Raw genomic sequence first — 22,814 nt, 5'->3', positions numbered from 1 at the left:
AGAGCAGCCAAGTAACCTTGAACCCCTGTTACCTTGGAATATTAAGCAAGGCTAGGTGTCGTTAGCCATACGCTTACATTTCATCAGTTGAAATGGCAAGGTCGTTAATATCATTTACCGTATGAGAACGTAACGTAGGCTTTCCTTGTGAATCCGCTTTAGCATCATCAAGTGCTGTAGTTAATTCTGAAAATAAATCACGTTTGCTCATTACATCATCTCCTAAAAATTCTTTTTATTGCTTTTTTTTCTTCTGTAAATGGTGAACGCATACAACTCAAAGTGCTTTACTCATAAACAAGCTGTACGGATCTAGCTCATAATCACCAAATGGTTCGCACTCTTTAAAACCAAATTGAGCATAAAGCTTTTGTGCCGGTAAAAATGCCTCTGCGGTGCCGGTCTCTAAACTTAGTGTTTTATAACCACGCAGTGTGGATTGCTCAATAATATGGGTGAGCAACTTAGCAGCTATACCTTGGCGTAAATAGTTGCTTGAAGTGCGCATTGATTTAATTTCGCCATGCGTTGTATTTAGTGCTTTTAAAGCGCCAACACCCGCTAAATTATTATCAATCCATAAGCTATAAAAAGTTATGTCGGGCTGAGTGAGTTTACTTACATCAAGTGCATGCACGCTCTCGACGGGTGAGTGCTTTAGCATATCGTTATGATGCCCTTGTAGTAGCTTTATAACGTGTGGGTTTGAAAGCTCACCTATTCTAATATCCATTTATACCTCATTTAAATTTTAAGCTTTAGGGCTTTAATTAAAACCCTAAAGCAAGTAGCTGTATTTAGGCTGCTAGCTCCCACACTATAAACGCTACTGCAAAACCTACTAAATACACTAGTCCTAACCACGTTAAGCTACGTAATAACACGCTGTGTTTTATTGCTAAATCAAACTAGACATCCACCTTAATTAAACAAACAAAGCTATCTCAATTAAGATAGGTGTTGTCTTAATTTTTTTACCTCGCGAGTAGTAAAAAAAAACCAAAAAACGCGGCATAAAGCCGCGCCTACAAATATAACCCCAATCCTGTAGGCGCGAGTTTACCTCGCGAACATGCTTAATAAAACATACTTAACAACAAAATTTAGGGTGGGTGTTTTGTTGCTGTCTTTTTTATTTTTGTTTTATGAGCGACCTGATAAAAAGCGGATCGTTACCTAAATCAGAGGGCGAGTATTTTTTTGTTCGCACTACTGAATAACTTATTTACACGAGGTTTTCAATTGTGAGTAAGGGTAATATTTATCAAATTGAACTTTTGATTAAAACCGTTATAATTCACGCACTTTTGATTAAAGCTGTTGTAATTCATCCATTATGAAAAATATTTTTATTGTTATTTTACTCATTTTAGCTGGTTTTTTTGGCTACAACTATTTCACTTCCAACTCGACAAAAGTTGTATTAGATAGCGCATCCGAAACTTCAACACAAAAACTTGCTAACAATTGGGATGATATCACTCTTCCAGAAGAAATTGAAAATCATTCAAATATTGAAGCTTGTGATACAACAGAGGTAAACATTTGTTTTGGCTCAGGAAGTATATTTTACAAAGAAACCAAAGATGTGACTGTAGCAAGTTTAGTATCAACTGCAGAAACATCGCGTTACGGTGTCCAGGTTAAAAAAACAGGTGAGCTGTTTGTGTTTTCTATAGAGAATGACATTTCTGACGACGAACTGGATTTTGGTAATATTGCTTGTTACAAATATGAGGGTAGTGAAGAAGGCGTTACCGAAACGCGTGAATTAAAATTAGATATTTACGGTACAAAAGTAACAGGGACAAAGTTAGGTTACTCCCAATCAGTTGAATACAGCGTTGGGTATGAAGGTATTGTTGAAGGAGTACTAAACAGCCTTGGAGGAAATACTGTAAATGCTATCACTACACTTACTATTGCAGATGGAGGGGAAATCCGCCAAGAAGAAATATACATTTTAGGCGAAAACTCAATGACTGAAATGCGATATCGTTTAGTCGATGATTTTAAAAATAGTATTTTACGTATCGATAAGAGTATAAATAAATCCGCAGAAGGTCAGATTTTCCCTATTGAGTATAAATATAACAAAGTAGAGTGCCCGTTATAGGGCTTTGATCTTTAATTAGGCTGCCAACTTCCAAATTATAAAAGCTAAAGCAAAGCCTACTAAATACACTAGCCCTAACCACGTTAAACTACGTAGTAACACGCTATGTTTTATAGCAGGCTCCGATCGCACTAGGCTAAAGTTAAGCCATGCAAATACAGGCGTTGTAACAAATGAAAGCGTCATCGCAAAGGTAAGCATTGGGCCAAGGGCTGATTTAAAAAATAAAATAACCGCCATACCGGCAAGAGCTTGTAGTATTAGCCAAATATTTAAGCTGTGTTTTGATTGCTTAAAGCCAAGTAACTTATGAGATTCGTTGAGCGTGCGGGCATAGCCGTCAAGCACTGTGAGTGTGGTGCCAAACATACATAAAAACGCAATGGCTGATACAAGCGGCCTTGCCCACTCGCCTATTGTTAATGCGTACATATCAATAAGCTGCTTGGCAAACGCGACACCACCGAGTTCTATGCTACTAGTTTGCCCGTATTGCACTAATACGCCTAAGCTAAAAAATACCAAGGCTAAGCCGGCTGTAAGCCAGTAACCTACGTTAAAATCGAACAGACCTTGGCTTTTAGTGACGGTTTGCTGCGCTTGTTTTTCTTTTAGCCATAAAGAGCTTAATGCAGATATTTCGATAGGCGCGGGCATCCAGCCCATTAAAGCCACCATAAAGCTAAGCATGGCAAGTTCATACGGCGAAGGCCCTACATAGTCAGCAGGTGCCATTGGACCGTTACTAAATGCAATAGCAAGGGCAATTAATGTTGCAAGTGTAAGCAGCCCCATAATGCCTTTAGCAACGTTATCGAGCGCTTTAAAGTGCCCAAGTAGTAATATAACTAAACACACACCCAACAACATCCAGCAAAGTAAGGTTACTTCAATAACAATAGGTAGAGCGTAATGCAGTAAGCTTGCGGTAAGCAGTAATACGCCGGCGGTATTAACAACGGCGGCTACAATGTTTAAACCAATAAAGCTATAAAAGTAAAACGGACCTTTACTTTTATATCCCTCTACTAGGCTATTTTTAGTAGCGAGAGTGTATTCCATACCAAAGCGAAAAAACGGGTACTTTAAAACATTAACAACGAGGATAAGCCAAAATAATTGCCAGCCAAATATTGCCCCAGCTTGTGTAGAGGCAACTAAGTGAGAACCTCCAATAGCGGCTGTTGCCATGAGAATCCCAGGGCCAAGCGCGTTCAGGCTTGATTTCCATTTCGATACTGCTTGGTTCATTTACTGCTCAAAAATAGTGTGTGTGTGAGCCTCTAACTTACAGAAATTACAGGCAATAAAAAAGAGCCAGGCGGCTCTTTTTTACAATACTTTGTGACTAATTTTTATTTAAGATCCATCTCTTGGATGATCTCGTGTGCAATTTCAGGTGTCGTGCTTACAGGCTTTTCGTGTAGGTTAGCTTTTATTTGCCCTTTTCGATGTTTTAGTGCCGCATCGAGTTTTTTAGCTGCGCTTGCAATGGCTGGGTACATAACTTCGTTTTCCCCTTTTACCGATATGCGCGTGCCTTCGTAATTTGTGCTAATTTCAGCTTGGATCTTATGATGCTCTTTAGACAAAATAATATCGAGCGCAATAAGCGATGGGAAATGGCTCTCGATTTTTGAAAATTTTTCGTTGATGTGCTCTCTAATAGAGTCAGTAACTTCAACATGGTGACCAGAAAGATTAATTTTCATAGGGTATCCTTTTATTTGTTACCTACAATTAGTATTGGGGGCTATTTAGATTAACACAAGGAAAAAAGAGAGATATTTGAGGATTATTTACGACTTTTGGTGATTTAAATCATGTGTTGCGCAAAGTTTATGCAAAGCCCATAGTGCATGGGCTTTCAGACGTCTACTTAACTTAAGCTCTGATTGATTAATCTGTGTACGAACAACAGTAATCAGCAAAGTCAGATACTTTTACTTTAAAGCTTACGTTTGCATCTACATTAAACGATTCACCTGCGTTAAATGTTTTCCACTCACTCGCGTCTGGTAATAAAATATCCCATTGGCCAGCTAAAAGCTCCATGCATTCTTTTTGGTTTGTATCAAAAACAAACTCACCCGGTTGCATAAAGCCTAACGTTTTCGCTTCGCCATCACCTAAAATAACGGTACGGCTTGATACTTTTCCGTCAAAATATACATTGGCTTTTTTTACTACACTTACGTTATCGAACTTCGGCATTTTTAGCTCCTGCTATTAATTTAAGATTTTTATTTATAAATTTTATCGCACTACCTTGCCTGATAGGTAAATAGCTTGCAAGAGAAGCGTATTGAAAGTTACTCACTTAAAGTATTCAAAGCAGCCCTTTGGGTAGTATTAAATAAATTAGAAGCTGCCTTCCCACGTGAGCAAACTCTTCGCCTACCACTCAAAGCTAAACTCCCTGTAGACGCTCAGCATGCTGGCGTTTTAAAGCAACGCTTTTACAGTTATTCAAACAAAAAAGCCCGCGCTGTTTTTCACAGTGCGGGCTTTTCAATTACTTACTTTATTTAATCGAATACTATTAAAAAAGCTCGTTTGCTTTGCTTACAATGTTTGCCACTGTAAAACCAAAGTGCTCAAACAGCTCGCCTGCAGGTGCTGACTCACCAAAAGTAGTCATACCTACTACTGCGCCGTTTAGGCCAACGTACTTGTACCAGTAGTCAGCAATACCTGCTTCTACAGCTACGCGACGTGAAACAGATGCCGGTAATACGCTTTCTTTGTATGCTGCGCTTTGATCTTCAAAGGCATCTGTACATGGCATAGATACAACACGTACCTTTTTACCTTGGCTGCGTAGTTCGCTTGCTGAATCTTGTGCTAGTTGCACTTCAGAACCCGTCGCAATAAAGATAATCTCTGGATTGCCATCACAGCTAAGGATGTAACCACCCTTCTTAACATCTGCTAATTGCTGTGCGTCACGCGTTTGTTGTTCAAGACCTTGGCGAGTAAAGATTAACGATGTAGGGCCGTCTTTACGCTCAATAGCTTGTTGCCATGCAATTGCCGACTCAACTTGGTCACATGGACGCCAGTTGTATAAGTTAGGCGTTAAACGCATGCTTGCAATTTGCTCTACTGGTTGGTGAGTTGGACCATCTTCACCTAAACCAATTGAATCGTGCGTGTATACAAAAATGCTTGGTTGCTTCATTAATGCAGCCATACGTACAGCATTTTTTGCGTATTCAACAAACATTAAGAACGTTGCACCGTAAGGAATAAAGCCTTTATGAAGCGCAATACCATTCATAATTGCCGACATACCAAACTCACGTACACCGTAGTAAATGTAGTTACCACTTGCATCATCGCGTGTTAAACCTTTAGAGCCATCCCAAATTGTTAAGTTTGAGCCAGCTAAATCGGCTGAGCCACCCATAAATTCTGGTAATAACGGACCAAACGCATTTAATGCATTTTGTGACGCTTTACGAGACGCAGGGTTTGCAGGGTTTGCTTGTAATTGCTCAATGTACGCTTGAGATTTTTCAGCCCAATCGCCAGGAAGTTCGTTATTAATACGACGCTTATATTCAGCTGCAAGCTCTGGGTATGCTTTTGCGTATGCTGCAAATTTTTCGTCCCAGCTTGATTCAAGCTGCTGACCTTTTTCTTTGCTATCCCATTGTGCGTAAATATCATCAGGAATTTCGAACGCATCGCCAGTCCAACCTAAGAATTCGCGAGATGCTTTAATTTCGTCATCACCTAGTGGAGCACCATGACAATCGTGGCTACCTGATTTGTTAGGTGAACCATAACCAATAATTGTTTTACAACAAATTAGTGAAGGTTTATCGGTAACGCTTTTTGCTTCTGCAATTGCAGCACTTACAGCATCGCTGTCGTGGCCATCAACACCACTAATTACATGCCAACCGTATGCTTTAAAGCGAGCTGGTGTATCATCTGTAAACCAACCTTCTACTTCGCCATCGATTGAGATGCCGTTGTCATCCCAAAATGCAACAAGTTTACCAAGGCCTAATGTGCCTGCAAGTGAACCTGCTTCATGAGAAATACCTTCCATAAGGCAGCCATCGCCCATAAATGCATAGGTAAAGTGATCAACAATATCGTGACCTTCACGGTTAAACTGTGCAGCAAGTGCTTTTTCAGCAATTGCCATACCTACGGCATTTGTGATCCCTTGACCTAATGGACCCGTAGTAGTTTCGATTCCTGGTGCATAGCCATATTCAGGGTGACCTGGTGTTTTAGAATGCATTTGACGGAAGTTTTTAATTTCGTCCAGTGGTAAGTCGTAACCACTTAGGTGCAATAGAGAATAGATAAGCATTGAACCGTGGCCGTTTGAAAGAATAAATCTGTCACGGTCAGCCCACTCTGGATTCGTTGGGTTATGTTTTAGATAATCGCGCCATAATACTTCTGCGATATCAGCCATGCCCATAGGGGCTCCAGGGTGACCAGATTTGGCCTTTTGTACTGCGTCCATTGACAAGACGCGAATAGCATTTGCAAGTTCTTTGCGAGATGGCATGAATTCTCCTACCTTTATGTGTATTTGCGCGGGTATTTATGTGTTTGTTTATGCACCCAAGTAACTTGGGTTTGTTTATACCGACCATTCTTACTTATTGTGGGGGCGGTGTGCAATTAAAAACCCTATAAAAGTGAGGCATTATGAATATTTTTTAAGACCAAAAAGTTATTAGTAATTTTATTTAGACGTCTAGGCGTAAAAACACTATGCAAGGTGTTTTGTTTTCGATAAAATACGCCCCTTAATTTTTTAGCGCTAATACCGACGTTTGTGAAGCGCAATATTTGTGAGCAGAATTACAATGGCAAAACATTTATTTACTTCTGAATCAGTTTCTGAAGGTCATCCGGATAAAATCGCCGATCAAATCTCTGATGCGGTACTTGATGCTATCCTAGAGCAAGACTCTCATGCCCGTGTTGCATGCGAAACTTACGTAAAAACCGGTATGGTTATGGTTGGTGGTGAAATCACTACTAGCGCATGGGTTGATATCGAAGAAATTACACGTAAAACAATTCGTGACATTGGCTACACAAATTCAGACATGGGCTTTGATGCCGATTCATGTGCTATTTTAAACACTATTGGTAAACAGTCTCCAGACATTAACCAAGGTGTTGACCGTACTAGCCCAGAAGAACAAGGTGCTGGCGACCAAGGCTTAATGTTTGGTTACGCATGTAACGAAACAGAAGTATTAATGCCTGCTCCAATTACTTACTCACACCGTTTAGTTCAGCGCCAAGCTGAGGTTCGTAAAAGCGGCGAGCTTAACTGGTTACGTCCAGATGCAAAATCTCAAGTTACTTTTGCATACGAAAACGGCAAACCAGTAGGTATTGATGCTGTAGTACTTTCTACTCAGCACAGCGAAGATATTTCACAAAAAGATTTAGTAGAAGCGGTGATGGAAACAATCATCAAGCCGGTACTTCCTGCAGAGCTTATCACAAGTGCAACTAAGTTTTTCATTAACCCAACAGGTCGCTTTGTAATTGGCGGACCAATGGGCGATTGTGGTTTAACAGGTCGTAAAATCATTGTAGATACATACGGTGGTATGGCTCGTCACGGTGGTGGTGCTTTCTCTGGTAAAGATCCATCAAAAGTTGACCGTAGTGCTGCATACGCTGCACGTTACGTAGCTAAAAATGTAGTGGCTGCTGGCCTAGCTGATAAGTGTGAGCTACAAGTTTCTTACGCTATTGGTGTTGCAGAGCCTACTTCTATCAGCGTTGAAACGTTTGGTACAAGCAAGCTAGAAGAAAGCCGTTTAATTGAGCTTATTCGTGAACACTTTGACCTACGCCCTTACGGCTTAATTCAAATGCTTGATTTAGAGCGCCCTATCTACCTTCCTACAGCGGCTTACGGCCACTTTGGTCGTGAAGAGTTCCCATGGGAACGTACAGATAAAGCAGACGCACTTCGCGCAGCTGCTGGCCTTTGATTGGCTAAGTAAATATAAAAAAAGCGCCAATTGGCGCTTTTTTTATATGTAAACTAATTGAGTAAAAGCAGCTTTAAAAGCTACTTTTAAATCTATTAATCCATTCCTTTAGTAAGTAACTGCCACGCTGTAGCCATATACTTATTATAAGCTTGCTCTGTTGCTACATCAATTGGTTCAAAAGGCTGCGGCTTAAGCGGTACTAAGTTAATCCGATCCTCTGGTTCAACTTTTTGATACTCATACATTGACGAAAAATCACCACGCCAAAGCTGTTCTGGTTTACGCACAGTTTGAAAACCAAATACAGTACGATCTTTAAGTTGATTTAATAGCGACTGGCCCATGCTATAAAATGTCGTATTTTGCGGTGCTATTAAGTTTAATAATGTAGGTGCAATATCCATATGGCTCGCTAATTGACCGCTCGATACCCAGTTTGGATTTACACCTTTACCATAAATAACAAGCGGTACATGTGTTAGTTCATATAGATCAGGGCGATGATGTAAATAACGGCGACTATAGTGATCACCTGTAATTACAAATAATGCATCTGGGTAGCGCTGCTCCATTTTACGAACAAATTGACCAAGCATTTTATCGGCATACCATAAATGCCCTAATACGTAAGGGTCTAATAAGTCATCATCTAAAGCTTGAATTTCCTTTGGATAGTCAGCAACTGATTTTAAAGGATACCCATACTTATCTAAATCTAAGTTAAATGGCCCGTGGTAACTCCCACTCATGATTAAGTTAAAACTTTTTTCATCTGTTTTAGTATCGACTAAATCAAATAACTGACCATCATCAATTCCCCACACACCAGCACTTCCTTTACCTCCAGTGTCTGCAGCCGAAAATACTTTATCAGCTCCTTGTGAAAGCACATATTCGCCTATATTTTGCCATGACAGCAAGCCGCCATAATAAAATCGACTTTGATAACCTAGTTGCTCAAGTTGATTAAATATTGATAACTTACTCGCTGGTTTTTGTGGTCCAATACGGCTCATGTTAACGCCCGAAAACGCTATACCAGACATAAGGCTAGATAGCGAATTCATAGTACTGCTTGCTGCAGGTAATACATTATTTAAATATATACCTTTACTAGCTAAATTACGTAGTTCATTAGTTAAATTGAGCGATGTATATTTTTGCTGTAACGGCCAAGCATCATAACTTTCCATAACAATAAAAAACACTTGTGAAGGTGCCGCTAACATTGGCGCACTGGTTTTTTTCTCAAGCGTCGCTAAAGGGTTATCTATGTCAGATGCATTTTTTCGTAAGTAAGGATTGTGCCCATTTAAACCAAAACTTTGTAAATCATTATAATCTTTAATGGCATATATAAAGCTTCGAAACGGATTTATTACAAGATTATTTACAAAAGCATCTGTCGTTACTGCTGACCATTTTCGAGAAGCAGGACGAGTTTCAAATGATCCTCTTATTGCACAGACAAATAAAACAATAATCAATGCAACTAAAATTGTACGCTTTAATATATTAGTGGTGAAAAGATGATTGATAGCACTATAGCTTTTCCTATCAACTAGTTTATTTATTTTAAATGCTATCGCTAATAAAATAACTAAACTAAGTAGGCTACCCCACGGTTTATATTGCTCGATTACAGTTAATGCAATAGCTTGTTGATCGTCATTTAGCCCTTCAAACATAAAAAAGTTAAACTGGCTTCCATATTCAGCAATGTAAGTAATACTCGTTATACATAATATTATTGCTGTAATGAAAAATATTCGACTTGTATATATACGTACTTTTCTAACCCATTGTCCTAAACGCAGAGGCTGTAAAATACAGTTTAAAATAAAAACAATACTAAAGCAGACTCCCGTCGCGGCAGAATCAAATGCTAGACCCGCTTTTAATGTCGCGATTATTGAATCAATATCTAGTTCGGAAGTAATACGATCACTAAAATGAATTAAAAAGAAAATCCGAAAGCCCATAAAAAGTAGTACACCAGCAAACCAAAGAGTGGCGATACGTCCGCTTTCTTTTACAAATTCTAGCCAGCGACTAGATGGAAGTGTGTGTGTTTAGCAAAATCCTGTACCTAATATATTATACCCCTAGGAAAACAATTTTACTTGTTTAAGCTATTTCAACAAGAAAATAGCTGTAATCACTTGTAATTAAAGAGAAAATTTTACATATAAAATATTCCATTCACATTTAATTGCAAGTAATGGAATATTCTATTGAAATACTAATCAACTTTTTTGTAAGTAATCTTTTGGGAAATAGATACGTTTAACAATTTTATTTTACATAGAGATACATTTATAAAGGGGTTCGGTTTATACTCGCTTCATTATAAAGCTTTAGGGATAGTTAAATGGCCGATAACTTTCGCGTTATATTTGCAGGACTTGCCGATAGCGTTGACATAAAAACAGCATGTACAAATTTAGCTGCAAAATTAAAAACGTCAGACGAAAAAGTAGCTCTTTTTTTTAAAGGTAAGCCACTGTTTGCGCCATGTAATAAAGACAAAGCATTAAAACAAGCTAAGTTACTAGCAAGCTTAGGCATTAAAAGTAAGCTTCAAGCTGTTTCAAACATCATTCAAAATGGCTCAAACCCTGCTGCAAATAACAACCAACGTGATGAACGTATTTTTGATGCACTCGATTACATCACTAGCAGCTTAATTCGCCTTGAAGAAAAACTAGACGAGTTAGAGCAACGCCTTCCTGAAGCTCAATTAAAAACACCAGACGAAAATATTGACGAATGGCAAGATGACGACCTAATGCTAGATGATGATCTAGCAACACCTAAAAAACGTAGCAACTTACTTTTGTACTCACTAATTGCTACTGCCACAACGTTGCTAATAGTGTTGGCTATTTTTTTAGTTTTTCCTGATTTATTCTCTTTTTAGTAGCGGTTTAATAATTTAATGAGCAATAAGCGCGCACAAATAAGAACTGATATTCGTGAAATTCGTAATAACTTGTCAAATAATCAGCAAATAATTGCTGCTCAATCGCTAAAAATGAATTTTATTCAACATCTAAAAAGCGAAGAAACAACGAATTCAAAGCATATTGCCATTTATTTAAGTAATGATGGAGAGCTAGACACCTCTTTGTTAATTAAAGAATTATGGAGTTTAAACCATGCTATTTACCTACCTATAATACACCCATTTAATGGCGCTAATTTACTATTTCAGCGCTATGAGAAAAACTCACCCATGAGAGCAAATCGCTATGGTATCTTGGAGCCTAAGCTGAACTGCTCTCAAATATGCCCATTACCAGCGCTTGATTACCTCCTTATGCCATTAGTTGCATTTGACAAACAAGGTAATCGCCTAGGAATGGGAGGTGGGTTTTACGACAGAACATTGGCACGTTTACATGAACAAAATTGGCAAAAACCACAACTAATTGGCCTTGCACATGAATGCCAAAAAGTTGAAACTTTACCAATAGAATCGTGGGATGTACCACTTAAAACCATTATCACCCCAGATAAAACATACTGTTGGTAACATTTAAATTTAGTTACTAACCGCATATTTCTGACATATATGAGCACATAGCAATGACACAAGACGAATTAAAAAAAGCAGCTGCTTGGGCAGCACTCGAGTTTGTAAAAGAAAACACCATTGTAGGCGTAGGTACAGGCTCTACCGTTAACCATTTTATTGATGCTCTTGGCTCAGTAAAAGACACTATTGTAGGCGCGGTATCTAGCTCAGAAGCTTCAACTGCGCGCCTACAAGCGTTAGGTATTGAAGTATTTGAGCTTAATAATGTTGCTGCTTTAGATGTATACGTTGATGGCGCTGACGAAATAAACGCTCAGAACGAAATGATTAAAGGTGGCGGTGCAGCCCTTACTCGCGAAAAAATAGTAGCCGCTGTAGCTAAACAATTTGTGTGCATTGTAGATGACACCAAATTAGTAGATACATTAGGCGATTTTCCGCTTCCGGTAGAAGTTATTCCGATGGCGCGCAGCTACGTTGCACGAGAATTATTAAAGCTTGGTGGTGACCCTGTTTATCGCCAAGGTGTAGTTACCGATAACGGTAACGTTATATTAGATGTATTTAACTTAAAAATTACCAATGCTAAACAACTTGAAGCACAAATAAATTCAATTGTTGGCGTAGTTACCAACGGCCTATTTGCGATGCGTGGTGCTGATAAAGTGATTATCGGCACTAAAAATGGGCCACAAATTAAATAGGATGAGGTTATGAGTAAGGTATCGTTAGCAAAAGACAAAATTAAAATTCTCTTGCTTGAAGGTGTTCACCAAAGCGCTGTTGAGACGCTAAAACGTAACGGTTACAGCAATATCGACTACGTTAAAACATCCTTACCTGAGGACGAGTTAAAAGAACGCATTAAAGATGTTCACTTTGTAGGACTTCGTTCTCGTACTCATATTAACCAAGCCGTATTAGACTCAGCTGAAAAACTAGTTGCTGTGGGTTGTTTTTGTATTGGTACAAACCAAGTTGATTTAGATGCAGCACGCGAACGTGGTATTGCTGTATTTAACGCACCATTTTCTAATACTCGTTCAGTTGCTGAACTTGTACTTGGTGAAATCCTACTTTTATTACGCGGTATTCCAGAACGTAATGCAGCGGCTCATCGTGGTGGCTGGTTAAAAACAGCAAATGGTTCGTTTGAAGCACGTGGTAAAACTTTAGGTATTATTGGCTACGGTCACATTGGTACTCAGCTAGGTATTATGGCTGAAAACATCGGTATGAACGTTGAATATTACGATATCGAAGATAAGTTATCACTGGGTAATGCAAAGCAAGTGCATAACCTAACCCAGCTGTTACAACGCTCTGATATTATTAGCCTACACGTACCAGAAACACCGCAAACTAAAAATCTTATTGGCAGTGCTGAGCTTGCTGTTATGAAGCAGGGATCTATTTTGATCAATGCTTCACGCGGAACTGTTGTTGATATTGATGCACTTGCAGAAGCACTAACAGAGAAAAAACTAAGTGGTGCAGCAATCGATGTGTTCCCTACGGAGCCAAAATCTAACGATGAAGAATTTGTATCGCCACTGCGTCAATTCGACAATGTTATTTTAACGCCGCACATTGGTGGCTCAACACAAGAAGCACAAGAAAACATTGGTATTGAAGTAGCGGGTAAACTGGCTAAATATTCAGATAATGGCTCAACTATTACCGCGGTTAACTTCCCTGAAGTATCGCTGCCTGAGCTTGCTAATCGTAGCCGTTTATTACACGTACACCACAACCGCCCTGGTGTACTAACGCAAATTAACCAAGCGTTTGCACAGCACGGTATTAATATTGCTGCGCAATACCTACAAACAGACGCATCTATTGGTTATGTAGTTATTGATGTAGATACAGATCAATCTGAAGTAGCACTTAAAGAGCTAAGCGCTGTTGAGGGTACAATTAGAGCACGTATTTTACATTAATAAATACTTTTGATATTAAAAAGGGTCCTTATGGACCCTTTTTTGTGTTTAGATTACATATACTTTCTTAAGTATTTTTTGAATACCGGATCTGTTGCAGCCAACTCTTTTTGCTCAGCCAATATCTCTTTTAAAATAGCGCCTGAGGTAAGCGGGTTTGCAAGTACCACTCTAAATACAACTGTAGGTTGATTGTCGTATTTAGAAGGCGTTAAACGAGTACGTGATACAAATGAGCGACCAGACTCTCGCTGACGTTTTTGCATACTGGCAGTAAAACGATTCAGAGAGGCAAAAATATCTAACCGAGTTGCAGCATCTGCATCGGCTATTGCTTGTTTAATTTGCTTAGGTACATAACGATACGTTAATAAGCACAATTCAGGTTCTGAAATAAGCTCAAAGTCTTCATCAGCTTTAATTAAATCAGCAAAGTAATGTGCTTTTTTGATGCTTCGATCAATCAGCATTTCGTAACCTTTACGACCAATAACACGTAAGCAAGCATGTACTAACATTGCCATGCCAGGTCGGCTGCCTTCAAGTGTGTGGCTACCTAAGTCTTTTGAACCTTTACGTAATATGTACTCAGCGTGATGCTCTATTGCATCGGTTGCTGCAGGGTCTTTAAATAAAACTAAGCCCGCTCCCATTGGTACATACATTTGTTTATGTGCATCGATGGTAATTGAATCTGCTCGCTCAATCCCTTTTAGTAAAGGACGATGCGTGTTCGATAAAAGCGTTGCTCCGCCCCATGCCGCATCTACATGAAAATGACAGTTAATGTCTTGTGCTAAGTCGGCCATTTCATCAAGTGGGTCAATATTGCCGGTTTCGGTTGTACCCGCGACCCCAATAATTGCCATTACTTTAATACCTTGCGATTCAAGCTCACTCGCTTTTTCGCGCATTGCTTTTACATCTACTTTATTATTTTCGCAGGTTTTAATACCAATTAAGTTATCGCGACCAATGCCGAGTAAATCAACCGATTTACCTAATGAATAGTGTCCGCGTTCTGATATTAATACGGCTAAACCTTTATAGCCATAATGCAGCATACCGGCAATTAGACCTTGTGCACCAATCCCCCTAAAATCGCCATCGGGCTTTAATAAGCGGTTTCGCGCAATCCAAAGCGCAGTAATATTGGCAACCGTACCACCAGAGCAAAATGCACCTAATGAGGTTTTAGCACTGTGCATCCATTTAGAATAAAACGAATCTTCTTGCCCGTACGCTAAATGATGCATCATTCCAAGCACTTGACGCTCAAGAGGCGTAAATGCTTTAGATGTTTCTATTTTTACTAAATTTTGATTCAGTCCTACCATCAATTTTGACAGCGGTAGTAAAAAATGTGGCAAGGCAGAGGTCATGTGTCCAATAAAGCTAGGCGCAGCTGTATGCACAGAATGAGCAACAAGTTGCTCCATTATGTCTTGGGCATAAGCAGATACAAACGTTGGATCTTCTGGGATCACTGCCGATTGAAAATCTTTTTCGATCTCATGTAATGGTTTTTCAATTGCCGCTATATTTTCGTTTAAGAAACCTGCTAAATTACTCGAAATTTCAAGCTCGATTTTGCTTAAAGTTGAGTCTGGCGCTTCAGGTACAGTAAATATACGCTTAAGGCTTTCTTTAGAGGCGACGGCACAACGCTTTTGATCCATCTCAATACCTAGTGTGTGTAGCTAAAACACGTGCTTACTCATTAAAAACGCCTAATTAATAGGATATTTAGAGCAATCGTGTTTCTTTAAAAATTGCGCTAACTTTACTGCAATATAACTAAAATGTCTCGCTTAAACCTACAAAAGCAATCAAAGCGATGACAAAAAAATGATAATTTAATTAAAATTCGACTAAACATAATTATTTATTGGGCATTTACTTATTTTGGGTATAATAAATTTGATAACAAAAAAGGGACACATATGCCAGAAGGAAGAGTAAAGGTTAGTTGGATAGTGGCAGGCTTTAGCTTGTTTTTAATAAGCTTGCTTACCTACGTTTACTACACTTACCAAACCACGCGTGCCGAAATAATGCAGTCGGTTGATAATCGCTTACTTAACGCCGCCACCAGCGTTAAACATATTTTAGGTGAGGATTATTTAAGTGCTGTTAATCAAGGCGATAATATAAGCTTTTCTTACTATCAAAATAAAAGTAAGCAACTGTCTGAGTTTGCTCAAGCACTTGATATTGCCTACGTATATTCAATGATTTTAAAAGACGGTAAGGTTCTTTTTAGCTCATCAAGCTACACGCAAGACGATCAAAATAATGGCAAAGTAACACAATTTTTAGATCTCTATCCTGAAGCCACTGATGCCAACCTAAGTGCTTTTTATTCTACAGAGCCTGTATTTGAAATATCGAGCGATCAGTGGGGTCATTTTAAAACTATTTTTATTCCTTACGTTGACCCAAATAACGGCAATACCTATTTAACGGGCGCCGATATAACTATTTACAACTTAAACCAACAACTTAAAGAAAGCGTATCGAAGGCTGCTGCAATGGCTAGTTTCTTCTTTTTTATAGCGATACTGGTTGCCGCCATATACATTTATTTACTAAAGCGCTCTTTAGCAACTGACTCAAGTACTGGCTTTTCAAATCATATCGCGCTTGAATACTACATAAAAAAAAGTAATGACCATCACATGCAATTAGCCGTTATTTGGGTTAATGAAATAGAAGATATAAACAGCTTTTATGGTACTGAAGTGGGCGATAAAGTAATGAAAAACTTACTTACTCACTTTAAGCTTAGAAGCTCTGCACATTGCTATATATACAGACTAGCAACCAACAAAATAGTATTGCTCGCGCCTAAAGAAATGGGTAATGACGAATTTACTGACCTAGTAAAAACTTATAACTTTAATACGCCAGTGTTAACCGACCCTTTTATTTATATAACCCTTTGTGCAGGTATTGCCAGTGGTAATAAATCGCTATTACTCGAAAATGCGCATATAGCGGCCCTACAGGCTAAGCAAGGTAGACACAACGTCGTTAACTACTCAAAAGCACTACACGATGTAAAAACACAATATCAATATAATGTAGAAATGGCTAAAGAAGTACGCGAAGCGTTTGATAACAACCGTATTGTGCCTTACTTTCAACCTATTATTGATACTAATACTAATAAAGTTGTTCAGTACGAATGTTTAGCTCGAATGGTAACAGCGCAAGGGGAAGTGTTAAAACCTGATGCATTTCTAAATGTTGTTACCCGCTCAAGAATGGACGGCTTACTTACTCGTACTATATTTTCACAATGTGTTAGCCGCTTTAGAAAAACCGATATTTGCTGGAGCTTAAATATAACAGCACAAGATATGCTCGATCCTAATTTGAGCGAGTTTATTGCTGATGAACTAAAGCGTTACCCGCACCCAAGCAACATCACGTTAGAGCTTTTAGAAACCCAAGCTATTGCCAACTTTTCTGAAGTAAAAGCATTTATTGGTATGGTTAAAACAAAAGGCGTTAAGGTTATTATTGATGACTTTGGTAGTGGTTACTCAAATATATCAAATGTACTTAAGCTAGAAGTAGATGGTATTAAACTTGATGGCGCGCTAATAAAGCAAATAGTGAATGACAAAGACATTTACTTGTTTATTGAACACATAGCCAGTTTTGCTAATCAGCTTGGTTTGCAACTAATGGCCGAGTCGGTAGAAAACGCGACCATAGTAACCGCGCTTAAAAAAGCGAATGTGGTACTAATGCAAGGCAACTATTTTGCCCACCCAGTACCACATGTTAATACGGTTATAGAAGAAGAATTAGCACTTTGACTTACTTTAACTAGGTAGGTTAATAACGAGTCGGTGGCTTTGCTGGCCACTGGCCCAGTATTTACGCTCAAAAGGCGTTATTGCGTCGTCTGACTCATAAAGAGTTACATCGCAAGGGTTTCCAGTTAATTCAAGCGCCCTTGCGAACTCTTTCACGTAAATATCCCAATTGCTGCGCACTTCTAATTGCCCACCTAATTTAACGATAAACGGAAAAATAGCAGCTCCATGCCAGCGCCTACGAATATGCTTAGATTTAGGCCACGGGTTTGGATACAACAAATAATGGTGCGTAGGTTGCCAATTAGCAGCTACCGCTAAACGCCAAAAGTCATTTAAGTCTGCTTGCACTAAGATGTACTGACCACTGTCGGTTTGCTTATATTCAACATCGTGCTTATCTAATCGGTGCGACGATTTATCAATACCAATTATAAGTGCATCTGGGTGGCGCTTAGCTAAGTTAGCTGAGCTTTCACCTACGCCACAACACGAGTCTAAAATAAGCGGGCCACTAAAGGCTTGTACTTTAGCATTAACCTCGTCAAATGCGGCTTGGGTGTGTGCTGCAATTGGCTTTTTAAATTCAGCATCTAAGTGCTTATTTACTATTTCATCAAGCTTTTCGTGAATACCCGCTTGATTAGATACAATACTACGTGAATTTGCATCACTCATTAGTGTCTTAGCCCCACACCTTTTTTAATCAATGTAAGCGCTAATGTAAATAACGCTGTTATAAATACTAAAATAACCCCAAGAGCCACGCTTAAATCAACATCCGACACGCCTAAAAAGCCATAACGGAACGCGTTAACCATATAAATAATTGGGTTTACTTGTGATACATTTTGCCAAAATTCAGGCAATAGGGTAATCGAATAAAATACACCACCTAAATAAGTTAATGGCGTTAAAATGAAGGTGGGGATAATGCTTATATCGTCAAAGCTATTTGCATAAATCGCATTAATCAGACCACCTAAAGCAAATACAGCGGAAGTTAAAATAACTGTCGCCATTATTACAAAAATATTATGTATTTGAATATCTACAAACAACAACGATACACAAGTAACAATAAAGCCCACCATAATGCCACGTGTCATGCCGCCACCCATATAACCCAGTACAATTATGTAGTTAGGTACAGGTGCAACTAAAAGCTCTTCAATGCTTTTTTGAAACTTTGTTGAGTAAAAACTAGAGGCTACATTGGAGTAGGAGTTAGTAATAACCGACATCATTATAAGGCCAGGTACAATAAACTCCATATAACTAAAGCCACCCATATCGCCAATTCGTGAACCAATTAAGTTACCAAAAATAACAAAATATAAGCTCATCGTAATTGCTGGCGGTACTAAGGTTTGCACCCAAATACGTAAGAAACGAATGCACTCTTTGATCCATAAACTTTTTAAGGCTACGCCATATTTAAACATTTATTCGCCCCGCCCTTGCTCTAATAATCCTACAAATAATTCTTCTAGTCTGTTTGCTTTATTTCGCATACTCAACACTGTATTACCTTGAGTTGTTAATGCGCTAAATACCGCGTTTAAGCCCTGTGATTTAGCTACTTCGACTTCAATAGTATGATCGTCCGCCATGGTAAATTTGTAGCCATCAAGCGTTACAGGGTTTGCTGGCATTTTTAAATCTAAAATAAAGGTTTCTTTATCAAGCTTTGCAAGCAAAGCTTTAATCGTGGTGTTTTCAACAATTCGACCAGAATCAATAATAGCGATGTTTTTACACAGCAGCTCTGCTTCTTCAAGATAATGCGTGGTTAAAATAATGGTAACGCCTTGCTCATTTATTTGGCGTAAAAAATCCCACATTGAACGACGAAGCTCTATGTCTACACCTGCCGTTGGCTCATCAAGTATAAGCAATTTTGGTTCGTGCATAAGGGCACGCGCAATCATTAATCGGCGTTTCATACCGCCTGAAAGCGTACGCGCTTGTTTGTCTTTTTTCTCAAGTAAGCCAAGCTGCGCTAAGTATTTATCAGCACGTTTATGCGCTTCACCACGCGGTACACCATAATAACCAGCTTGATTAACAAGTATTTGGCTGAGCGTTTCAAACTGACTAAAGTTAAACTCTTGTGGCACTAGGCCTAAATGCGCTTTTGCAGCTTCTAAATCAGTATCAATATCGCAACCGAATACTTCTACTTTGCCTTTTGTTTTATTAACAAGCGACGAAATAACACCAATCGTGGTTGATTTACCGGCTCCGTTTGGGCCAAGCAAAGCGAAAAAGTCACCTTCATGAACTTGTAAATCAACGCCCTTAATAGCCTCAACACCATTTTTATAAACCTTGGTAAGGCCTTCTATATTTAAAGCAATATTTTGCTTATTCATTACTTACCCTCACCATAACCCCAACGTTTTGTTAGGTTATGTTCAATGTTTAAATGATCTAAAATTCTCGCCACCATAAAATCAACTAAGTCTTCAATACTTTGTGGCTTATGATAAAAACCAGGGGCTGCTGGCATAATTGTCACCCCTAAACGAGATAACTTAAGCATGTTTTCTAAATGAATTTCGTTAAACGGTGTTTCGCGCGGTACTAAAATTAACTGTCCGCGTTCTTTAATTACCACATCAGCAGCGCGCTCTAATAAGTTATCTGACGCCCCTACTGCAATTGCAGAAACCGACCCTGCACTGCATGGACACACCACCATTTTTTTAGGTGCCGCAGAGCCCGAAGCCACAGGGCTAAACCAGTTATCTTTACCGTATACTTTTAGCTGCTCAGGTTTGGCATTAAACAGCGTACTTAACTGCTCTGTGGCTTTGTCTTCATTGCCAGAGAGCTTAATGTTTGATTCTGTATCAAGCACCACTCGCGCTGCACTTGAGATTAGTACGTAAACTTGAAATTGCTGCTCTAGTAATACTTCAAGTAACCTTAAACCATAAGGTGCACCTGATGCACCGCTAAAAGCGAGCGTAATTCTATCTTTAAATTGCACACTATTCTCCGCTGTATTTATCAGCTAAACCATCAACAAGGTGTTGATGAAGGCCATTAAAACCGCCATTGCTCATAATTAAAATATGTTGATTAGGCTTAATATTTTCAAGCACTGTATCAATAATTGTTTGTGTGCTGCTAAAGCACTGCATGCCAGCTTTATCTGCTTGCTCTTTTAGCGACCAATTTAGATTCTCTGGTTCAAAAAGTAGTACGTCGTCAGCATCGCGCAGTGAATCTAATAATGTATATTGGTGCACACCCATTTTCATGGTGTTTGAGCGCGGCTCTAAAATAGCGATAATTTTTTCATCGCCTACTTTTGCGCGCAGTCCTGCAAGCGTAGTTTTAATTGCTGTTGGGTGATGCGCAAAATCGTCATACACCTTAATATTATTTATATCAGCCTTTAGCTCCATACGCCTTTTAGGGCTAATAAATTCTCCTAAGGCATCAATACTATGATCAACAGCTATACCCACATGACGCGCTGCTGCGATAGTCATAATTGCATTTTTAACGTTATGCTCGCCTATTGCTTGCCAGCAAACAGTGCCCTGCTTTTCGTTATTTAAAAGTACATTAAACTCACTACCATCGGCTTTTATTAATTCATAGCTCCAATCATCGCCTAGCGTTTCGCTTTCGCTCCAAAGCCCTTGTGCTATTACGTCATTAAGCGCTACGTCTTGCTTAGGCCAAATTACCTTGCCGCTTTGAGGTAATGTACGCATTAAGTGATGAAATTGTTTTTTTATTGCGTTCAAATCTTCGAAAATATCAGCGTGATCGAATTCAAGATTATTTAAAATAAGTGTACGTGGAAGGTAATGGACAAACTTACTGCGCTTATCAAAAAAAGCAGTGTCGTATTCATCGGCTTCAATAACAAAAAATGGCGTTTCACCCACTTTTGCCGATACACCAAAATTTTGGACTATGCCGCCAATTAAAAACCCTGGTTTTAAACCTGCATACTCTAAAACCCACGCAAGCATACTTGCTGTGGTTGTTTTTCCATGCGTACCCGCTACAGCAAGTACCCACGATTTTTGTAATAAATTATGTTTAAGCCATTCAGGGCCTGAGGTGTAAGGCAGACCTTTATCAAGCACATATTCAACACACGGGTTACCACGGCTCATTGCATTACCGACAACTACCATATCTGGTTTTGGCTCTAATTGAGATACGTCGTAGCCTTGAGTCAGTTCAATGCCAAGCTCTTCAAGTTGCGTACTCATTGGTGGGTAAACGTTTTGATCAGAACCCGTTACTTTATGACCTAATGATTTAGCAATGGCTGCAATACCACCCATAAACGTGCCACAAATGCCCAAAATATGTATATGCATATACTTTCCTTAAATCGTATGCTCACTTTACAGCTATGCAAAGTTTAATGGCGCTATAATGCCAAAATTCGTGCTTAGTTACTATGTACGTCTGCACAATTCACTCGTGCCAAAAACACGTTAATTAGTTTTTTAAACGCTAAAAATCAAAAAATAGGCACGTTCACCTACCCTGTATTGCTTTTAATCAATTATTATCAATGTTATAAACCAGCTTGCTGTATAACTTTAAAACTTAAAAAGGACTTAATATGAAAAAACTATTCTTTATAGCCTGTATTTTACTTAGTCAAAAAAGCTTTGCTTTGGAATTTGCTAAGTACCCAATAGAATTAAGTTCGGGCGAAGGCGTTAATGTTGTTATTGCCCCAACAACAGATAAAAAACAAGCTTTAGTAAAAGTAACAGGCATAAACCATGATATTGATGGGATTGTATTTTTAACCGATTTAAAACCTCATGGTAGTAATAAAGCTTACAAATATACTTACGATGGTACACAAAGAAGTTTAGTAAGTGTTGAGGAAGGCTACCGCTGTTGCTCTTACAATCTTTATATTCCAGACACTCGTGATGGAATTTACTTATCAAAAAAAGAAGAGTCAAACCCTGCCATTGTTGAAGACTTAAAAGCGCAATACGATCAACAATTAAATAAAGGTACTCAAGCTAAACTAGCGAAGTTTAATCGTGAAAAGCATTTAGGGTATCAACAAAAAAATATAGCTGCCGCTAATAGCGAAATAGATAAGCAATGCGGATTAAAAATAAATACCAATGTTGATTGGGAAAGCATTGATGATGAAAACCTAAAAGAATATCCAGTGGGTTCATTTTGTGCACAAGTTGCAAACGAAATGGCATACATGTGCGAAAAAGACCAAAGTTTTAAAAACGACATAGCTCAGTTCAATGCTATCGAATGTAAATTTACTAATGAGCTAAAACTACGTAAAAATGGTAATACACTTATATTTAAAACAGCGCCAAAAGCCGCTAACCAACGCCGATTTATTGAAGCTTATTTATTAAATTTATAAGCTGA

At 38.8% G+C, this 22,814-nt stretch carries 22 protein-coding genes; 9 read left to right on the top strand and 13 right to left on the bottom strand.

The window, feature by feature from the left end; all coding sequences use genetic code 11:
* Positions 1 to 73 precede the first annotated feature (73 nt).
* Both I6F53_RS12715 and I6F53_RS12710 read right to left on the bottom strand, forming a co-directional pair.
* Positions 74 to 211, bottom strand: a complete 138-nt coding sequence (locus I6F53_RS12715) for a hypothetical protein (protein WP_231616592.1) — start codon at positions 209 to 211, stop codon at positions 74 to 76.
* 66 nt (positions 212 to 277) lie between these two features.
* Positions 278 to 733, bottom strand: coding sequence for a GNAT family N-acetyltransferase (locus tag I6F53_RS12710; RefSeq protein WP_197239771.1), 456 nt, complete (start codon positions 731 to 733; stop codon positions 278 to 280).
* A gap of 603 nt (positions 734 to 1,336) precedes the next feature.
* On the opposite strand from I6F53_RS12710, the gene I6F53_RS12705 reads away from it, so the two are divergent.
* Positions 1,337 to 2,116 (top strand): hypothetical protein, encoded by a 780-nt coding sequence (locus I6F53_RS12705; protein WP_197239770.1) that lies wholly within the window; start codon positions 1,337 to 1,339, stop codon positions 2,114 to 2,116.
* A gap of 15 nt (positions 2,117 to 2,131) precedes the next feature.
* Here I6F53_RS12705 and I6F53_RS12700 read toward each other — a convergent pair whose 3' ends face one another.
* The 3 genes from I6F53_RS12700 to ppnP form a co-directional block, all read right to left on the bottom strand.
* Entirely contained in the window at positions 2,132 to 3,307 is a 1,176-nt protein-coding gene (locus I6F53_RS12700) for an NRAMP family divalent metal transporter (RefSeq protein ID WP_197239773.1), read from the bottom strand.
* 164 nt (positions 3,308 to 3,471) lie between these two features.
* The gene (hpf, locus tag I6F53_RS12695) at positions 3,472 to 3,828 is read right to left on the bottom strand and encodes a ribosome hibernation-promoting factor, HPF/YfiA family (RefSeq protein WP_007376058.1); all 357 of its coding nucleotides are present in this window, start codon (positions 3,826 to 3,828) and stop codon (positions 3,472 to 3,474) included.
* A gap of 187 nt (positions 3,829 to 4,015) precedes the next feature.
* Positions 4,016 to 4,330 (bottom strand): pyrimidine/purine nucleoside phosphorylase, encoded by a 315-nt coding sequence (ppnP, locus tag I6F53_RS12690; RefSeq protein WP_165736236.1) that lies wholly within the window; start codon positions 4,328 to 4,330, stop codon positions 4,016 to 4,018.
* A 75-nt stretch (positions 4,331 to 4,405) separates the two neighbouring features.
* Between ppnP and I6F53_RS12685 the strand changes: the two genes are divergently transcribed.
* On the top strand, positions 4,406 to 4,648 hold the full coding sequence (locus tag I6F53_RS12685) for a hypothetical protein (protein WP_197239769.1): 243 nt from the start codon (positions 4,406 to 4,408) through the stop codon (positions 4,646 to 4,648).
* Positions 4,649 to 4,658: 10 nt separating this feature from the next.
* Here the strand turns inward: I6F53_RS12685 and tkt are convergent, their stop codons facing one another.
* The gene (gene tkt, locus I6F53_RS12680) at positions 4,659 to 6,650 is read right to left on the bottom strand and encodes a transketolase (protein WP_197239768.1); all 1,992 of its coding nucleotides are present in this window, start codon (positions 6,648 to 6,650) and stop codon (positions 4,659 to 4,661) included.
* Between the two features lie 304 nt (positions 6,651 to 6,954).
* Between tkt and metK the strand changes: the two genes are divergently transcribed.
* Complete coding sequence (gene metK, locus I6F53_RS12675; RefSeq protein WP_166420951.1) at positions 6,955 to 8,106, top strand: methionine adenosyltransferase; 1,152 nt, start codon at positions 6,955 to 6,957, stop codon at positions 8,104 to 8,106.
* Between the two features lie 95 nt (positions 8,107 to 8,201).
* Here metK and I6F53_RS12670 read toward each other — a convergent pair whose 3' ends face one another.
* Positions 8,202 to 10,091, bottom strand: a complete 1,890-nt coding sequence (locus I6F53_RS12670) for an LTA synthase family protein (RefSeq protein WP_231616591.1) — start codon at positions 10,089 to 10,091, stop codon at positions 8,202 to 8,204.
* Between the two features lie 389 nt (positions 10,092 to 10,480).
* On the opposite strand from I6F53_RS12670, the gene I6F53_RS12665 reads away from it, so the two are divergent.
* Genes I6F53_RS12665 through serA form a run of 4 tightly spaced genes read left to right on the top strand, consistent with a single transcriptional unit; the run spans position 10,481 to position 13,590 of the window.
* Complete coding sequence (locus I6F53_RS12665) at positions 10,481 to 11,029, top strand: hypothetical protein (protein ID WP_197239766.1); 549 nt, start codon at positions 10,481 to 10,483, stop codon at positions 11,027 to 11,029.
* An 18-nt stretch (positions 11,030 to 11,047) separates the two neighbouring features.
* The gene (locus tag I6F53_RS12660; RefSeq protein WP_197239765.1) at positions 11,048 to 11,644 is read left to right on the top strand and encodes a 5-formyltetrahydrofolate cyclo-ligase; all 597 of its coding nucleotides are present in this window, start codon (positions 11,048 to 11,050) and stop codon (positions 11,642 to 11,644) included.
* A 53-nt stretch (positions 11,645 to 11,697) separates the two neighbouring features.
* Positions 11,698 to 12,351: a ribose-5-phosphate isomerase RpiA gene (gene rpiA, locus I6F53_RS12655; RefSeq protein ID WP_024600598.1), complete on the top strand. Its 654-nt coding sequence runs from the start codon at positions 11,698 to 11,700 to the stop codon at positions 12,349 to 12,351.
* A gap of 9 nt (positions 12,352 to 12,360) precedes the next feature.
* Positions 12,361 to 13,590, top strand: coding sequence for a phosphoglycerate dehydrogenase (serA, locus tag I6F53_RS12650; RefSeq protein ID WP_166420954.1), 1,230 nt, complete (start codon positions 12,361 to 12,363; stop codon positions 13,588 to 13,590).
* A gap of 53 nt (positions 13,591 to 13,643) precedes the next feature.
* Here serA and panP read toward each other — a convergent pair whose 3' ends face one another.
* On the bottom strand, positions 13,644 to 15,269 hold the full coding sequence (panP, locus tag I6F53_RS12645) for a pyridoxal-dependent aspartate 1-decarboxylase PanP (RefSeq protein ID WP_197239763.1): 1,626 nt from the start codon (positions 15,267 to 15,269) through the stop codon (positions 13,644 to 13,646).
* Positions 15,270 to 15,533: 264 nt separating this feature from the next.
* Here panP and I6F53_RS12640 point away from each other — a divergent pair, with 264 nt between their 5' ends.
* Positions 15,534 to 17,417: a bifunctional diguanylate cyclase/phosphodiesterase gene (locus I6F53_RS12640; protein WP_197239761.1), complete on the top strand. Its 1,884-nt coding sequence runs from the start codon at positions 15,534 to 15,536 to the stop codon at positions 17,415 to 17,417.
* Positions 17,418 to 17,423: 6 nt separating this feature from the next.
* Here the strand turns inward: I6F53_RS12640 and trmB are convergent, their stop codons facing one another.
* The 5 genes from trmB to mpl are packed head-to-tail and all read right to left on the bottom strand — an operon-like array spanning position 17,424 to position 21,769.
* A complete protein-coding gene (trmB, locus tag I6F53_RS12635) occupies positions 17,424 to 18,095 on the bottom strand; it encodes a tRNA (guanine(46)-N(7))-methyltransferase TrmB (protein WP_197239760.1) in 672 nt (223 codons plus the stop codon).
* Positions 18,095 to 18,862: an ABC transporter permease gene (locus I6F53_RS12630; RefSeq protein WP_165739646.1), complete on the bottom strand. Its 768-nt coding sequence runs from the start codon at positions 18,860 to 18,862 to the stop codon at positions 18,095 to 18,097. Before I6F53_RS12630 ends, trmB begins: the two co-directional genes overlap by 1 nt.
* Entirely contained in the window at positions 18,863 to 19,792 is a 930-nt protein-coding gene (locus tag I6F53_RS12625; RefSeq protein WP_197180540.1) for an ABC transporter ATP-binding protein, read from the bottom strand.
* Positions 19,792 to 20,412: a flavin prenyltransferase UbiX gene (locus I6F53_RS12620; protein WP_002961027.1), complete on the bottom strand. Its 621-nt coding sequence runs from the start codon at positions 20,410 to 20,412 to the stop codon at positions 19,792 to 19,794. The genes I6F53_RS12625 and I6F53_RS12620 overlap by 1 nt, the downstream gene beginning before the upstream one ends.
* A gap of 1 nt (position 20,413) precedes the next feature.
* Positions 20,414 to 21,769, bottom strand: a complete 1,356-nt coding sequence (gene mpl / locus I6F53_RS12615) for a UDP-N-acetylmuramate:L-alanyl-gamma-D-glutamyl-meso-diaminopimelate ligase (protein ID WP_197239758.1) — start codon at positions 21,767 to 21,769, stop codon at positions 20,414 to 20,416.
* A 251-nt stretch (positions 21,770 to 22,020) separates the two neighbouring features.
* Between mpl and I6F53_RS12610 the strand changes: the two genes are divergently transcribed.
* Positions 22,021 to 22,809: a hypothetical protein gene (locus I6F53_RS12610; RefSeq protein ID WP_007584744.1), complete on the top strand. Its 789-nt coding sequence runs from the start codon at positions 22,021 to 22,023 to the stop codon at positions 22,807 to 22,809.
* Positions 22,810 to 22,814: the final 5 nt, after the last annotated feature.

This window comes from Pseudoalteromonas sp. SWN29, from assembly GCF_015864465.1.
GTDB lineage: Bacteria > Pseudomonadota > Gammaproteobacteria > Enterobacterales > Alteromonadaceae > Pseudoalteromonas.
The sequence above is the reverse complement of the archived record's forward strand: the minus strand, read 5'-3'. Positions and strand labels throughout refer to the sequence as shown.

Coding starts and splice junctions, on each gene's coding strand:
- I6F53_RS12715 (WP_231616592.1), bottom strand. CDS start 211: ATGAGCAAACGTGATTTATTTTCAGAATTAACTACAGCACTTGATGAT.
- I6F53_RS12710 (WP_197239771.1), bottom strand. CDS start 733: ATGGATATTAGAATAGGTGAGCTTTCAAACCCACACGTTATAAAGCTA.
- I6F53_RS12705 (WP_197239770.1), top strand. CDS start 1,337: ATGAAAAATATTTTTATTGTTATTTTACTCATTTTAGCTGGTTTTTTT.
- I6F53_RS12700 (WP_197239773.1), bottom strand. CDS start 3,307: ATGGCAACAGCCGCTATTGGAGGTTCTCACTTAGTTGCCTCTACACAA.
- hpf (WP_007376058.1), bottom strand. CDS start 3,828: ATGAAAATTAATCTTTCTGGTCACCATGTTGAAGTTACTGACTCTATT.
- ppnP (WP_165736236.1), bottom strand. CDS start 4,330: ATGCCGAAGTTCGATAACGTAAGTGTAGTAAAAAAAGCCAATGTATAT.
- tkt (WP_197239768.1), bottom strand. CDS start 6,650: ATGCCATCTCGCAAAGAACTTGCAAATGCTATTCGCGTCTTGTCAATG.
- metK (WP_166420951.1), top strand. CDS start 6,955: ATGGCAAAACATTTATTTACTTCTGAATCAGTTTCTGAAGGTCATCCG.
- I6F53_RS12670 (WP_231616591.1), bottom strand. CDS start 10,091: ATGGGCTTTCGGATTTTCTTTTTAATTCATTTTAGTGATCGTATTACT.
- I6F53_RS12665 (WP_197239766.1), top strand. CDS start 10,481: ATGGCCGATAACTTTCGCGTTATATTTGCAGGACTTGCCGATAGCGTT.
- I6F53_RS12660 (WP_197239765.1), top strand. CDS start 11,048: ATGAGCAATAAGCGCGCACAAATAAGAACTGATATTCGTGAAATTCGT.
- rpiA (WP_024600598.1), top strand. CDS start 11,698: ATGACACAAGACGAATTAAAAAAAGCAGCTGCTTGGGCAGCACTCGAG.
- serA (WP_166420954.1), top strand. CDS start 12,361: ATGAGTAAGGTATCGTTAGCAAAAGACAAAATTAAAATTCTCTTGCTT.
- panP (WP_197239763.1), bottom strand. CDS start 15,269: ATGGATCAAAAGCGTTGTGCCGTCGCCTCTAAAGAAAGCCTTAAGCGT.
- I6F53_RS12640 (WP_197239761.1), top strand. CDS start 15,534: ATGCCAGAAGGAAGAGTAAAGGTTAGTTGGATAGTGGCAGGCTTTAGC.
- trmB (WP_197239760.1), bottom strand. CDS start 18,095: ATGAGTGATGCAAATTCACGTAGTATTGTATCTAATCAAGCGGGTATT.
- I6F53_RS12630 (WP_165739646.1), bottom strand. CDS start 18,862: ATGTTTAAATATGGCGTAGCCTTAAAAAGTTTATGGATCAAAGAGTGC.
- I6F53_RS12625 (WP_197180540.1), bottom strand. CDS start 19,792: ATGAATAAGCAAAATATTGCTTTAAATATAGAAGGCCTTACCAAGGTT.
- mpl (WP_197239758.1), bottom strand. CDS start 21,769: ATGCATATACATATTTTGGGCATTTGTGGCACGTTTATGGGTGGTATT.
- I6F53_RS12610 (WP_007584744.1), top strand. CDS start 22,021: ATGAAAAAACTATTCTTTATAGCCTGTATTTTACTTAGTCAAAAAAGC.